Origin of the sequence: Chlorogloeopsis sp. ULAP01, assembly GCF_030381805.1 — a bacterium.
In the GTDB taxonomy this organism is placed as follows: Bacteria; Cyanobacteriota; Cyanobacteriia; order Cyanobacteriales; family Nostocaceae; genus Chlorogloeopsis.
The window spans coordinates 1-12900 of record NZ_JAUDRH010000016.1; the positions used below are offsets into that span (position 1 = coordinate 1).

Sequence of the window (12900 nt, forward strand, 5' to 3'; positions counted from 1 at the left end):
ATGGATGTACCCCACCGCCTACGGCACCTCCCCTTAGTAAGGGGAGGTTGGGAGGGGTTGAATATGAATCACTCAAAAAGTGAAATGGTATGAGAATTTAAAACCACTTCTCTGACTTTGGTAGCAGAATCTTGTTGCAATGCTGTGGTTGCGATCGCCTGTGCTTGTGCCATTGTTAATTGGGCGATCGCTTCTTTAAACGCCCCAATTGCGGGAGGACTCAAACTTACCTCATCTAGTCCCAATCCTAGTAAAATTGGTGCTGCTAGGGGATCTGCGGCAACTTCGCCACACAATCCTACCCAAATGCCAGCAGTATGGGCAGCTTGCACTGTTTGCTGTATCATTCGCAAAACTGCCGGATGCAAGGCATCAGCTAAAAGAGCCACTTGTGGATTGGTGCGATCTGCTGCCATCACATATTGGCTGAGATCATTAGTGCCAAGACTGAAAAAATCTACTTCTTGAGCTAATTGCTCGGCAACGGCAACCGCCGATGGCACTTCCACCATTATGCCTACTTCCATTTTTTCATCAAAGGGAATACCAGCTTGACGTAGTTCTGCTTGCACCTCAGCCAGCATAGCTTTAGCCGCCTGTATTTCTGCAACAGTGGCAATCATCGGAAACATGATTTTAACTTGATGTCCCGCACTAGCTCTTAAAATTGCTCGTAATTGAGTTTGCAAAATTTGGGGACGATCCAAACAAAAACGAATGCCGCGCCAGCCCAAAAAAGGATTAGTTTCCGGTTGCATTTTTAAATAGGGCAGTGGTTTATCTCCACCAACATCAAGAGTGCGAATGATTAAAGGATGCGTACCTAGAAGTTGAGCGATCGCCTGATAAACTGTCAGTTGCTCTTCTTCAGAAGGAGCGCTTGTACGGTGAAGATAGAGAAATTCAGTACGTAGCAATCCTACACCTTCGGCACCCATACTAAGAGCTTGTTGTGTATCTTCTATACTGCCAATATTTGCAAGTACACTCATCTGGTGGCGATCGCGCGTTAAGCAAGGCTGGTGTGCAGTAGCTAGTGCTTTTTGTCGGGCAGTTTGCTGGGTATGCCGTTTTACCTCAAGTGCTGCCAAAGTATCTGCTTCTGGTTCTATCCATACGTTACCAGTCTCACCATCAACACTCAGCAGCGTCCCATCTGCAACCTGCAATATCTCTGATGGTAAACCAACAACGGCGGGAATACCTAACGAACGTGCCAAAATAGCGCTATGGGCAGTGGCACTACCAGCAGTAATACAAATGCCCAAAACTTTTGTCGGATCTAGACTCGCTGTGTCGGAGGGAGTGAGATCGCAAGCAACTAAAATCGCTGGTTGGGATAAATCGACAGTAGTGATGGGAGTACCCGATAAGATTCGCAAAATTCTTTGTCCCACGTCTACCACATCTGCTACTCGCTCTTGCAAATATGGATCTTCAAGTTGGTGATAGTTACTCGCCACCTCCTCTATCACCGCACTCCATGCAGCTTCTGCATTTAGGTGCAGTGCAAAAATCCTCTCCTGCACAGTCTCCAGCAGTATGGGATCTTCAAGAAATAGCAAATGAGCGTCAAAAATAGAAGCTTCCGCGTCACCAATTTGAATTGAAGAGTGTGTCAGTAACGCCTGAATTTCCTGTCGTGCAATTCGCAGCGCTGATTGTAGTCTTTGCCACTCAGTTTCCGGATTTTCTACGTGATATTCATGAACGTGAATAGGTGCAGCGTGATGCCAAACAACAGTTGTTTTTTTAAATTGAAAGCTGGGTGCGATCGCCACTCCAGGCGAAGCGGGAATTCCTTTTAAGGAGGAAGGAGGGAGAGGGGGAGAGGGAGAAATCGGATGAGATTCTGAGCTAATGTCATCTTCACCAAAATGACTTTCTACCAATGCTTGTAGTGCAGCTAGAGCCTCATCTGCATCAGTACCTGTTGCAGTAATAACAATTTCGTGTCCTTGACGCGCCCCTAGCATTGTCACTTGGTTAATACTGTCAGCACGTACAAAACCACTACTTTTAGTTAGATTACATACCTGAATTAGTGATTGAAATCGAGTGGCACACGCTACAAACTTAGCTGCTGGGCGAGCGTGCAATCCTAACCGATTGTGAACACTCAGGTGAATTTCTCTAGTTATTTGTTCTGCCGTGGGAGAAGCATCCTCAGGTGCGCCGATGTCATGAGTTAGTTGTTCTTCAGTAATGATTGATGACGGATGATTAATAGCAGCGCCTAGTTGAGTTGCTTTTGGTACTAATGCTGCTTGGGCTTCTGCAAGAACTCGCTGCATGTCACTGCCAGATGCTGCTGCAACTGCTGCTGCGATCGCACCTTCTACCAGAGGTGCTGCACACAAGTGGACTTTTGTTTGTTGTTCTGGTGGGAAAAACTCTAGTGCCATTTCTGCACTCATTAAAGCACTACCCAGATCCATCAACACGAGAACGCCATCTTCACTGTAAACAGAGGCGATCGCTTCATAAACTTGTATAGCATCTGTACCGAGCGGGTTCTGTGGATCGTCAACTCCAGCAGCAACAGCCAAGGAAACTTTACCCTGAACCATCTGCACTACCAGTTCCCGCACTCCTTCAGCTAAACCTTTGCTGTGAGAAACAATGACAATTCCAACCACGGCAATACCATCAAATTGATTAAAAAGCCTTTGCTTGCCTGCTACCCTTTATTACTTCCATTTTGCAACCTCAAACCCTGTGTTTATCAAAATTGCAATTTAAAAGAAAGCAAATACTCGGCTTTTTTGGCTGGCAAGACGACTTGATTTCCAATTCCCAGTTCTCTTTGAATGGACTTGTAGTGTCCATTGGTAATCTCCATTTTTGGCAGAAAACATTAAGATGTCTGCAATCGTACAACTTTATCATCACCTTGCGTCACTTATCCGGGATCTCTTTATTTTTTTTGTAGTGTCAAGAATTTAACTTTCGATGAGCGATCGCTGTACCATTTTATGGTAGTAATTATTACTTTTTACTATCAACAATACTTAGCAAGCATCTATTTCAGTATAGTTTCACGGGGTTGTCCGCATACCTGCGATTTTTGCTACAAAAAAGCGTTTTTTAAAGATGGTAAATCTTTTTACACGCAAGCAGTAGATGATGCTCTTGCGGAAATTGAGCGATTACCTGGGAAGCATCTCTATTTTTTAGACGATCATTTATTTGGCAATGCAGAATTTGCCGCAAACTTATTTGATGGAATGAAAGGAATGGGGCGCGTGTGGCAAGCAGCAGAAACCGTGCAATCTATCTTGCAACCAGGATTGTTAGAGAAAGCAGTTGCTTGCGGTTTGCGAAGTATGTTTGTAGGATTTGAAACACTCAACCCAAATAATCTTAGGGAACAGCACAAGTATCAAAATTTGAATCGTGACTACAATGCTGCCATTCGCCGCCTACACTATATGGGAGTAATGATTAATGGTAGTTTTGTGTTTGGTATGGATGATGACGATAAAACCATTTTTGAGCGAACAGTAGAATGGGCGGTAAGCCAAGGTATTGAAACAGCTACATTTCATATTCTCACACCCTATCCCGGTACGGCGCTTTACACCCGCATGGTACAGCAAAACCGTATGACTGAGAATAACTGGGATTTATACGATACCCGTCATGTAGTTTACAAACCAGCAAAAATGACACCAGAGATTTTAGAATCTGGATATTGGCGTGCCTATCAAGACTTTTATCGTTGGAGTAATATTTTCCGGGGCGCTTGGGTGAAAGAGACTTAGGGCGACAAGATGAGACACTTAGTTTATTCTGGTGCCTGGAAGAAGCTAGAACCAGTTTGGGATATGATTATTCGTGCCAAACAGGTAAATACAATGTTACCAGTCTTGGAAGGCGTTCTCAACAGTTTTAGTAATTCTGCCAAAAAAACAGATAATTTATTCAACTCGGTAAGGGCAATCAAAGAATCTCTTTCAATTTAACAATCAGCACACACTGGATCGATAAAAGTAAGATAGTCAACTTATGTGTTTACAGCTATTTTGCTTTTAAAATTTAATCTTATATTTTCTGATTAGAGAGTAATGTAATGATTAACTATATTTTTACGAATCGGTATTAGAGATAGACTAGTGGGTTCAGATTTATTGCCGTATGTACTTCTCTTAAGCTTCCACAGAGACAATCCACTATAGGATATGACATTACCTTCAGAGTCACCGAACATATCTGTTGCTATAGCTATCTCTCCTTCTGAAGGTAATTCACCTACAGACAGCTTTGCAAGAAACTGGTCATTAACATATAAAAGTCCTATATCTTCATAAACAATAAGACGAATCTTATTTGCCTGACTACTATCTTGGCGGAAATCTTGAACTTCACCCGATTGAATTTTTTTAAATTGGGGTTTCTCTCGTTGAGGAATTATTGTGACGACTGTAAGAGTCCACTTTACTTTATTGTCAAGATTGTAATTAAAAGCAAGACGGTATTGAGAGGAGTCATAGTCTCTAAAGATAAAGCCATAGTCCCAATATGTGTGACTTGGATTAGGAAACGTGACTTCAACAATAAAATTTTTGACTTGACCAAGGTTTGTTATACTTAACTTCCCATTTTCCTTAGTAAAAAGCTGACCAAATAGAGGTGTTTTTACAGAACTCCCCAGATCTTTAAGAATATCGGCAACAAAACTCCTCTCTTCCTGAGATAGCTGTTCCTCTGAATAATATGTAATAGGAAAGAAAGGAAGTCTTACTTTGTCTGATGCAATTATTGTTCCAACAGCCCCTATGATTGCTCCGAGGACTGTTGCCAAAAAACCTATTTGTGCTACCTTAATTTGATCAGACATCGGGATTTGATAAGATTCCGGATATTATTAGCAAGTCTAAATATGCCTAGTAGAGATTTATTGTGTATTTTAGTCGTTTAGTTTCAAAATTTTAGAAAATATACAAAATTGTACAAAATACAGTGATCGCCTTCTGAGACTGCGGCAAAAGCAATGCTCCAAAACAGACATCCAAAAGCGATGCCTAACAAGTAAGTCCCGTTCTGTCTACGTACTGAAAACCAATACATACTAATTACTTCTACTTTTTAGCAAACTGCTCTTAGTATGCCCACTCAAGAACTGAAAGTATAAAGTTTTATCATACAGATCAAGGTCGCTGTTTGGAACACTGCTATCATTGCGACGACTACCGCGAAGGTAATAGCCTCGAATTCGATACTGGAAACCCTGCTTAAAAACACCTATCACACCTTGCAGAATTCAATCAACGGTCGCCGATTTATTAGTTTAACCACAGTAATTGTACTTATGTGGATATTTGAACTAACAAACTACCTTCCGAGTTTAACGATTACATTGATTGTGCATAATATCTAAGACGTTAATAGTGCCAATGAGCAATGTCAAGAATTCGAGGAGATTTAGCTGTGCCAGTAATTCAAGTTTATGGAATTGATTTGTTTTACACAATTCAAGGTGACAGTGTAAACGAGGTATTACTGTTGATCGCAGGGTTTAACAGTGATAGTTCGACATGGGCAGCAATGATGCCGTCACTAGTTAAACAGTATCGAGTACTTCGCTTTGATAATCGGGGAGTTGGGGAAAGTTCTGCACCAGATAGCCCCTACAGTATTAAACAAATGGCTGCTGATGCGGCAGCACTGTTGGATTACTTGAGCATTTCCAAGGTGCATATAGCCGGGCATTCGATGGGCGGACAAATTGCCCAAGAACTAGCTTTAGCACATCCAGAAAAAATTCAAACTTTGATACTCCTTTCATCTTGGACAAAAACAGATGAAAAGTTTTATTCGCTAATCGAGTTATTTGGCGAATTGACACATAAATTAGAGGGAATACTTTATCAAAAGGTTTTATTACCCTGGTTGTTTACCGATGCGTTTTACTCAACTCCAGGGGCGATGGAAACACTCATCAACATGATTGAGAATCAACCGTTTCCGCCCACACCTGGTGGGTTATATCATCAATGCCGAGCAATTCTTGATGGAGATACGAGCGATCACCTCAAAGACATTCACTGCCCCACACTCGTTGTAGTTGGCAAGCAAGATATTATGACTCCCATCAAATTTTCTGAGCAATTAACTCAAGCCATTCCCAATGCTGAATTAGTCATCCTTGAGCGCGGCGGCCATGCCTTTGTGTTAGAGTCAGCAGATGCAGTGGTCAAAGTAATGCTCGATTTCTTGGCAAAACATGGGCAATCTTATGCATGAATTGTACCATCAGGCATGATTGCGCCAGATAAATTAGCACCAATTAATTTTACGAGTAAGCGATCGCCAGAACGCATCCGCGCTCCTGTCAAGTCAGCGCCCCGCAAGTCAGCACCACTAAAGTCGGCTCCAATCAAGTTGGCATTGCGTAGATTGGCTTCTCTCAAGTCTGCTAAAAGTAAGTTGGCTCTAAACATATTGGTGTCAGATAAATTGGCACCTCTAAGAATTACTTTGTGCATAAAAGTATCGCTAAGATTCGCACCACTCAAATTGGCATAACTCATGTTTCTGCCAGATAAGTCTCTGTTACTTAAATTAGCTCGGCTAAAATCCTGCCCGCTCAAGTCTGGATTTGGCTTTGGTGGCTCATAGGTTCTAGCTTGTGGTTCATAGGTTTTGGCTTGTGGCTGATAGGTTTTGGCTTGTGGTTTTTTTGGTGGTGGCGGTTGGTGGTGGGGAGTTTGGTATTTAGGTTTGAGAGAGCGTAATTTTTCACGTGCTTCATTGATTTGTTGTAGCTTGATTTGCGCCTTCTGCTTGAGGCGCTGATTTTCATGGGGAATGCGATCGGGGTGCCAAATAAAAGCCAAATCTTTGTAAGCCTGGTTCACTTCCTCTAGGGTTGCTCCAGGCTCCAAGTCTAACACCCGATAATATTGCTCCAGCTCTCTCATAAGACTTTTAAAGATAATCAACTTTAATTATGAGTGATGCGGCTAACTATCAGCTTGATTTTTTGTCAAAGTTTCTGTTGTTGAATGATTACAACTAAAATTGGATTTTTCCGCAGTATTTGCCACAGTTAAAGAGATACCGTAATACTAATGTCTAAAAATTGTAACAACAGGTTTAGGCACTTCAGTGGATTATCAATGTTTTGTTACGCTCTTACAAGCAGCTTCATGCCTAATTGACTGTTACTATCCACTAAATAATTTATTTTTCTCAGTATAGTTGCTTATGACTAGGAAATAATGTAGTAATCTCTGATACATTTAATTTTTCTCTTGTCTTTTTCGCTAGCAGTGGACATTCTTTTTGTAATTTCATCCCAAATCTAAATTTTTAGATAAGATAGTATACTTTTTGAAATACTTCTAAAGAAATAGATTCTCCTATTCATCTAACTAAATTTTTATCCAATTACAGGAGTATAAATTGAGTATTTATGCCCACACTTCTACTATATGAAGTATCTTATTTAATAACCTAAGTTATAATTTAGAACTCAAAATTCTATTCCGCATTCTACTTCTGTATTTTGTATTTTGGGTTCTTCTTCAATTCCAATATGAATACTCCTGTTAATCTCACGAGCAGCAATTGCGGAGATTGTGCGAGCAAGCGTTGGGAATTGAAAATCACTTTCTGATACAAGACAGAGAGTATTTGCTTACTCAACTGCCCCTGGAAGAATCTTTGTACAGCTTTGTGATGTGAAACAATTGAGAAAGATTGTATGTCTTGATCGCGCGATTACTTTGTTTGAGAAAAGCTTGCCAAGAATTTTATGAGGGAGGTGCGTCTTGCCATAGTCGATATACCGAGATGCTATTCAAAAGTTTAATCATTAGGCAATTTTTCTGTCAACGACTGCTTAAACGCTGTCGTAAGGCTCTAACATAAGCTCGAACAGGAATCTGATAAATCTCAATAAACAGCCAAACAATAATTGCTAAATGCGAGAAAAATGTTAATACAGTCCAGATATATGGAACCCAAGAAAAGGGAGCATCTGGATGTGGTGGGAAAATATAAGCGACTATCCCAATTAAGGCAGTCGGAAGAAATATAAAAGCAATTGCTGCTAGCACATAACCCCAACCAAATTCCACTCCTTCTAAATGAGCTTCTGTCCAATGAAAGCCATTCCAACGCCAAACTAAGGGAGGTTGTCTAGAAGGCATTAGTAGTTGCTGTTGCTCTACATTGACAGTAAAAATTTGATGGCAAAAATCACAGGACATAGCCTCCATCAAAGGCATATGAGTAATTTTACCAACATGGCACACTGGACAAGGATAAACTCCTTGATAGTCGAAAGAAGTAGCTAAAAGTTTGGATTTGGAGCTAGGCATAATACAAATTAGAATGCTTCAAAACGGAGTTACGTCAATAGGGAATTGGTAACGGCTAATTTGTGGTAGTTTGTCGCCATAGAATACCGTTAAATCAAGTGCAATTGAATACTGAATTTCTAACACAGACGTCGAGACACGCAAGATTTACAGCTAGGTTATTAATTAACTGAATTTAATTAAAGCTCACAAGATTTTCAAAACCAATACTTTTAGATATTGGGTAGTGAATTAACCATAACTCATTCCATTTTGGATACTTCGACAAGCTCAGTACAAGTTTTGGAAAATGGAATTGGAAATCGCCTTGGTGTGTCTGGGTTGAATGAATCCATCTGTGGCATTTTAAATTAGTATCACTGGAAGCAGGCAATGTCAGTACTTTGTGAAGGTGGAACATTTTCAGAGAATTCATCGGCAGTGCGCTAGTCGCGTCATCTGTTTAGAATTTCAGAGTATTCTTACTGTTGTAACAACTACCATTCCTTAAAGCTATTGACGTGCAACTGGTGTGGCAGATGACAGAAAGTTCGGATAAATCCTCTTGCACGCGATCGCCTTTGGCAAGCAACTAGTCTCTATCGCCAGATTTGTGTTGTCGGCAAGCTAGCTTGAAAATAGGGGCTAGAGATTAGAGGCTAGAGAAAAGAGATTTTCATTCCTTAGTTGTGGACTTTTGCCCATGGAGGCTAGCTTGATTTTCTAAATTGTACTTAACAAGCAATTCAAAATTGTCATACCTCATACTTCATACCTTTTTTAGTTCAGGGTCTTGACGCAGGTCTAGGCGTCTGCTATCGTCTTTGGGTATAGGTGTAATTTTAGTTTTAAAAAAAGTTTCTCGCAGATGTTCACACACAATTCTTACTTTTATTACTGGTTTAGGGTGGTTCACCGGGAGTGAATCGAGTTTCCTGATGGAAACTACCCGGTGAACCGCAGAGTGAACTCTGCGGTTTTTGTTTTTTAAGGAGAATCTCGTCGTCATGATTTATTTCGGTAGCTGGTTTTATAACTATTACTTTTGGCCCAGAATAAGTTCCGGGTAAATAGCTTCATGGCGATGAAACGTAAGCACCCGGAACTGAACCAAACAGTTCCGGGTTTTTTATTATCAACCTCAAATTCTGTAGTCCAAAGGAGAATTCCATCATGATTAGTGCAAAACTAGCCAGTAAGTCTGATACCGATCACCAAACAATTGTAAAACTCTCAGACAAAGTTGCTTTTGGTGGTGCAGAATTAGTAATTATCGGTGGCCCTTGTACCGTTGAAAGCTGGGAGCAAATGGAAACAGTAGCTCAAAACCTATCTGCTGCTCCTGTACAAGCTTTGCGTGGCGGTGTATTCAAACCCCGCACTTCCCCTTACGCTTTTCAGGGAATGGGAGAAGAAGGACTAAAAATTCTGGCAGGAGTGCGATCGCGCTACAATATCCCAGTCATCACCGAAGTCATGTCTATTTCTCAAATTGAGATAGTTGCTGCTCACGCTGATATGCTTCAGATTGGTAGCCGTAATATGCAAAACTTTGACTTACTGAAAGCTTTAGGACAAGCAGGTAAACCCATACTCCTCAAACGTGGTTTAGCAGCAACACTAGAAGAATTCGTGATGGCAGCCGAATACATTTTAAGCCACGGCAATCCTAATGTAGTACTATGCGAACGAGGTATCCGCAGTTTCGATAACTATACCCGCAACGTACTTGATTTAGCAGCAGTAGCAGCCCTTAAGCAAATCACTCACTTACCCATAATTGTCGATCCCTCTCATGCTGTAGGTAAGCGAGAGTTGGTAGCACCTGTAGCAAAGGCTGCTATTGCATGTGGAGCGGATGGTTTAATTATTGAGTGTCACCCAGAACCAGAAAAATCTGTTTCTGACGCACGACAAGCCTTATCTTTAGAAGATATGGTGAATTTAGTTCATAGTTTAAAGTCGGTAGCAGCAGCAGTCGGGCGCAGTGTATCAACAGAACTAGGGGTAGGTTTAAAACCTGCCCCTATTTGTTTGTCTGCTGCATAAGTTATCAGTTATCAGTTATCAGTGAACAGTTATCATTTGATAATTATTAATTGTTCACTGTCTGCCTTCTTTTACTAGTGGTTGATCGTATTTAATGATAATGGTTATATAAGTTCGTAGTAAGGACTTTAGTCCTTTATGAGTGCAGCACTCTTTGTGCTTACACAAACTTATCAAAACTTTTGCGACAGACCATTAATGGTTTATGTCATGAATTATGATAAGTTGTAAAAGTTTGTAGTTAGGGCTGGAGCCGCTGAAATTGAGCGATAAATCACTCACTACGAACCCCTCAGAACTAATGACATGGAACCATTAGCGTTTTTGCCCTCGCTCTTCCCAGCGCCATAAAAAAGCCATCAGCCCTACTATTCCAATTTGCAATGCCAAGTTGGGCAAGGCAGTATCAAGATTGCGCCCAGCCAGTGATTGAAAAAAAAAGATAAATGCCCCAATTAAACCAGAAGCACAGCCAGCAATATAAATAAATTTCCGTAAATTCCGATAAGGATTTTTGATTTCCGCCTTGAGACGGGCATATTGTTCTGAGTTAAGTTGGCTTGCTGTACGATTTTTGGGATTTGGCTGTACCATGATTACTAATGATGCTGCTATAATCTCAAGGTGAATGTGCCGATGTGGCTCAGTGGTAGAGCACTCGATTCGTAATCGAGCGGTCGCGGGTTCAAATCCCGCCATCGGCTTTGTTTAAATCATATGGTGTGTTGATGGCGCGTTACGAACTATCATCCTAACGCAACGGCAGTATTGCGGTCAGAAAATCTACACCGCAAACTGCCTCCCCTACAAATTGGAGATTTTTTAATTTTCAGTCTCTAAGTTGATGATTCTGAGGCTGAGTCAGATTTTTCGGGTTTGAGTAAAGGGAAGGCGATTACATCCCGAATACTCGGACTGTCAGTCAACAACATAATCAAACGATCTATGCCGATACCTAATCCACCTGTAGGCGGCAACCCATATTCCAAAGCTGCAAGAAAGTCTTCATCTACTCCCTGCGCTTCTAAATCACCTGCTGCTTTTCGTGCTGCTTGTTCTTCTAAGCGTTGTCTTTGCTCTATTGGATCGGTAAGCTCGGAGAAACTGTTAGCAGTTTCTCGCCCGACAATAAATAACTCAAAACGCTCTACTAAATTAGGCTTGGAACGATGCGGTTTCGCTAGTGGTGAAATCTCCACTGGGTAATCGATGACAAAGGTAGGCTGCATGAGGTTGGCTTCTACCTTTTGCTCAAAGGCTTCATTGAGAAGTTTGCCAATTGAAGGGCAATCTTCTGTGTTTTCTAATCCGGCATTTTTACCAGCAGCTTTCGCTTCTGCCAAAGTTTGGAAAGAGTTGAAATCTAAACCTGTATACTCCTTCACCAGCTCGTGCATGGTGATGCGACGCCAAGGTGGTGTTAAATCAATGATTTGTCCTTGGTAGCTAATTTGCAGCGTGCCAAGTACTTCTTTGGCGACGGTGGTAATAATTCCTTCCGTCAATGCCATCATATCATTGTAGTCAGCGTAGGCTTGGTAAACTTCAATTGTCGTAAATTCTGGGTTGTGACGGGTAGAAATCCCTTCATTACGGAAAATTCGCCCCAGTTCAAATACTTTTTCAAAGCCACCCACAATTAACCGCTTCAGATGGAGCTCTGTAGCAATTCGCAAATACAACTCCATTTCTAAAGTATTGTGATAAGTAATAAACGGACGGGCATCCGCTCCTCCTGCTTCTGCTTGCAAAACAGGAGTTTCTATTTCTAAAAAACCACGTTCTTCTAAGAATCTCCGAATACCAGCAGTAATTTGGGCGCGACGACGAAAAGTTTGTCTTACTTCAGGGTTAACAATTAAATCTACGTAGCGCTGACGGTAGCGCTTGGCAACATCTGTTAATCCGTGCCACTTATCGGGCAAAGGCAATAGAGATTTAGTCAGAATTGCGTATTGTTTAACGTAAACTGATAACTCGCCCTTTTCAGTCCGTTTGATTGTTCCTTTCGCTCCGATAATGTCGCCAACATCTGTAAGTTGTTTGAGGTGATTAAAGGCATCAGAGTCGATATCTGCCATCCCTTCTTGGATGCGATTTTTCTCTAGATAAAGCTGAATATTACCCGTCTCATCTTGCAATGTGAAGAAAGCCAGTTTACCGAAGACGCGACGCGCCATAATGCGTCCAGCAACTGCCACCTCGATATCAACTTCTTCACCATTGGCTAGATCGGCAAATTTTTCTTGCAATGGTGCTGCTTGGTGGGTAGATTCCCAATGATAGGCGTAGGGATTCATCCCTAGCTGTCTTAACTGTTCTACTTTCTCCAGCCTGGTGGCACGGATATCTTCTTCCGACATGGTTAACGAACTCTCATAGGGCAAGAATTAATTATAGATGCTGTCAAAGTAGCATGAACTCTCAACTGCATACAGCTGTGTCAAAATCTAAATTTGCTTTATTTTTCTAAGCTTAACTTGGAAATACCAAGGGCGATCGCGTCAAAATAGCAGTAGCTTTTCCAGTGCTAGAAATTGGAAAG

The 12900-nt window shown here is 41.4% G+C and carries 10 protein-coding genes and 1 tRNA gene; 5 read left to right on the forward strand and 6 right to left on the reverse strand.

What is annotated here, in order from left to right; translation table 11 throughout:
• Positions 1-68 precede the first annotated feature (68 nt).
• Entirely contained in the window at positions 69-2639 is a 2571-nt protein-coding gene (ptsP, locus tag QUB80_RS27055; RefSeq protein ID WP_289792576.1) for a phosphoenolpyruvate--protein phosphotransferase, read from the reverse strand.
• Positions 2640-2975: 336 nt separating this feature from the next.
• Here ptsP and QUB80_RS27060 point away from each other — a divergent pair, with 336 nt between their 5' ends.
• Together QUB80_RS27060 and QUB80_RS27065 are read left to right on the forward strand one after the other, a co-directional pair.
• Positions 2976-3764 carry a B12-binding domain-containing radical SAM protein gene (locus QUB80_RS27060; protein ID WP_289792577.1) on the forward strand — a complete coding sequence of 263 codons (789 nt, stop codon included), beginning with the start codon at positions 2976-2978 and terminating at the stop codon, positions 3762-3764.
• Positions 3765-3773: 9 nt separating this feature from the next.
• The gene (locus QUB80_RS27065) at positions 3774-3965 is read left to right on the forward strand and encodes a hypothetical protein (RefSeq protein WP_289792578.1); all 192 of its coding nucleotides are present in this window, start codon (positions 3774-3776) and stop codon (positions 3963-3965) included.
• 92 nt (positions 3966-4057) lie between these two features.
• Here the strand turns inward: QUB80_RS27065 and QUB80_RS27070 are convergent, their stop codons facing one another.
• Positions 4058-4840 carry a hypothetical protein gene (locus QUB80_RS27070; RefSeq protein WP_289792579.1) on the reverse strand — a complete coding sequence of 261 codons (783 nt, stop codon included), beginning with the start codon at positions 4838-4840 and terminating at the stop codon, positions 4058-4060.
• Between the two features lie 590 nt (positions 4841-5430).
• Between QUB80_RS27070 and QUB80_RS27075 the strand changes: the two genes are divergently transcribed.
• Positions 5431-6246: an alpha/beta fold hydrolase gene (locus QUB80_RS27075; RefSeq protein WP_289792774.1), complete on the forward strand. Its 816-nt coding sequence runs from the start codon at positions 5431-5433 to the stop codon at positions 6244-6246.
• Here QUB80_RS27075 and QUB80_RS27080 read toward each other — a convergent pair.
• Positions 6237-6923: a pentapeptide repeat-containing protein gene (locus QUB80_RS27080; RefSeq protein WP_289792580.1), complete on the reverse strand. Its 687-nt coding sequence runs from the start codon at positions 6921-6923 to the stop codon at positions 6237-6239. The two genes, QUB80_RS27075 and QUB80_RS27080, sit on opposite strands and share 10 nt — an antisense overlap.
• Positions 6924-7835: 912 nt before the next feature.
• Positions 7836-8327 (reverse strand): hypothetical protein, encoded by a 492-nt coding sequence (locus QUB80_RS27085; protein ID WP_289792581.1) that lies wholly within the window; start codon positions 8325-8327, stop codon positions 7836-7838.
• 1152 nt (positions 8328-9479) lie between these two features.
• On the opposite strand from QUB80_RS27085, the gene aroF reads away from it, so the two are divergent.
• Positions 9480-10355, forward strand: a complete 876-nt coding sequence (gene aroF, locus QUB80_RS27090; protein WP_289792582.1) for a 3-deoxy-7-phosphoheptulonate synthase — start codon at positions 9480-9482, stop codon at positions 10353-10355.
• 315 nt (positions 10356-10670) lie between these two features.
• Here aroF and QUB80_RS27095 read toward each other — a convergent pair whose 3' ends face one another.
• On the reverse strand, positions 10671-10949 hold the full coding sequence (locus tag QUB80_RS27095; protein WP_289792583.1) for a DUF3493 domain-containing protein: 279 nt from the start codon (positions 10947-10949) through the stop codon (positions 10671-10673).
• 38 nt (positions 10950-10987) lie between these two features.
• Here QUB80_RS27095 and QUB80_RS27100 point away from each other — a divergent pair.
• Positions 10988-11059: transfer RNA gene (locus QUB80_RS27100), tRNA-Thr, on the forward strand.
• Positions 11060-11191: 132 nt separating this feature from the next.
• Here QUB80_RS27100 and lysS read toward each other — a convergent pair.
• Entirely contained in the window at positions 11192-12718 is a 1527-nt protein-coding gene (gene lysS / locus QUB80_RS27105) for a lysine--tRNA ligase (RefSeq protein WP_289792584.1), read from the reverse strand.
• Positions 12719-12900 lie beyond the last annotated feature (182 nt).

Coding starts and splice junctions, on each gene's coding strand:
- QUB80_RS27085 (WP_289792581.1), bottom strand. CDS start 8,327: ATGCCTAGCTCCAAATCCAAACTTTTAGCTACTTCTTTCGACTATCAA.
- QUB80_RS27070 (WP_289792579.1), bottom strand. CDS start 4,840: ATGTCTGATCAAATTAAGGTAGCACAAATAGGTTTTTTGGCAACAGTC.
- QUB80_RS27065 (WP_289792578.1), top strand. CDS start 3,774: ATGAGACACTTAGTTTATTCTGGTGCCTGGAAGAAGCTAGAACCAGTT.
- QUB80_RS27095 (WP_289792583.1), bottom strand. CDS start 10,949: ATGGTACAGCCAAATCCCAAAAATCGTACAGCAAGCCAACTTAACTCA.
- QUB80_RS27080 (WP_289792580.1), bottom strand. CDS start 6,923: ATGAGAGAGCTGGAGCAATATTATCGGGTGTTAGACTTGGAGCCTGGA.
- aroF (WP_289792582.1), top strand. CDS start 9,480: ATGATTAGTGCAAAACTAGCCAGTAAGTCTGATACCGATCACCAAACA.
- lysS (WP_289792584.1), bottom strand. CDS start 12,718: ATGTCGGAAGAAGATATCCGTGCCACCAGGCTGGAGAAAGTAGAACAG.
- QUB80_RS27060 (WP_289792577.1), top strand. CDS start 2,976: ATGGTAGTAATTATTACTTTTTACTATCAACAATACTTAGCAAGCATC.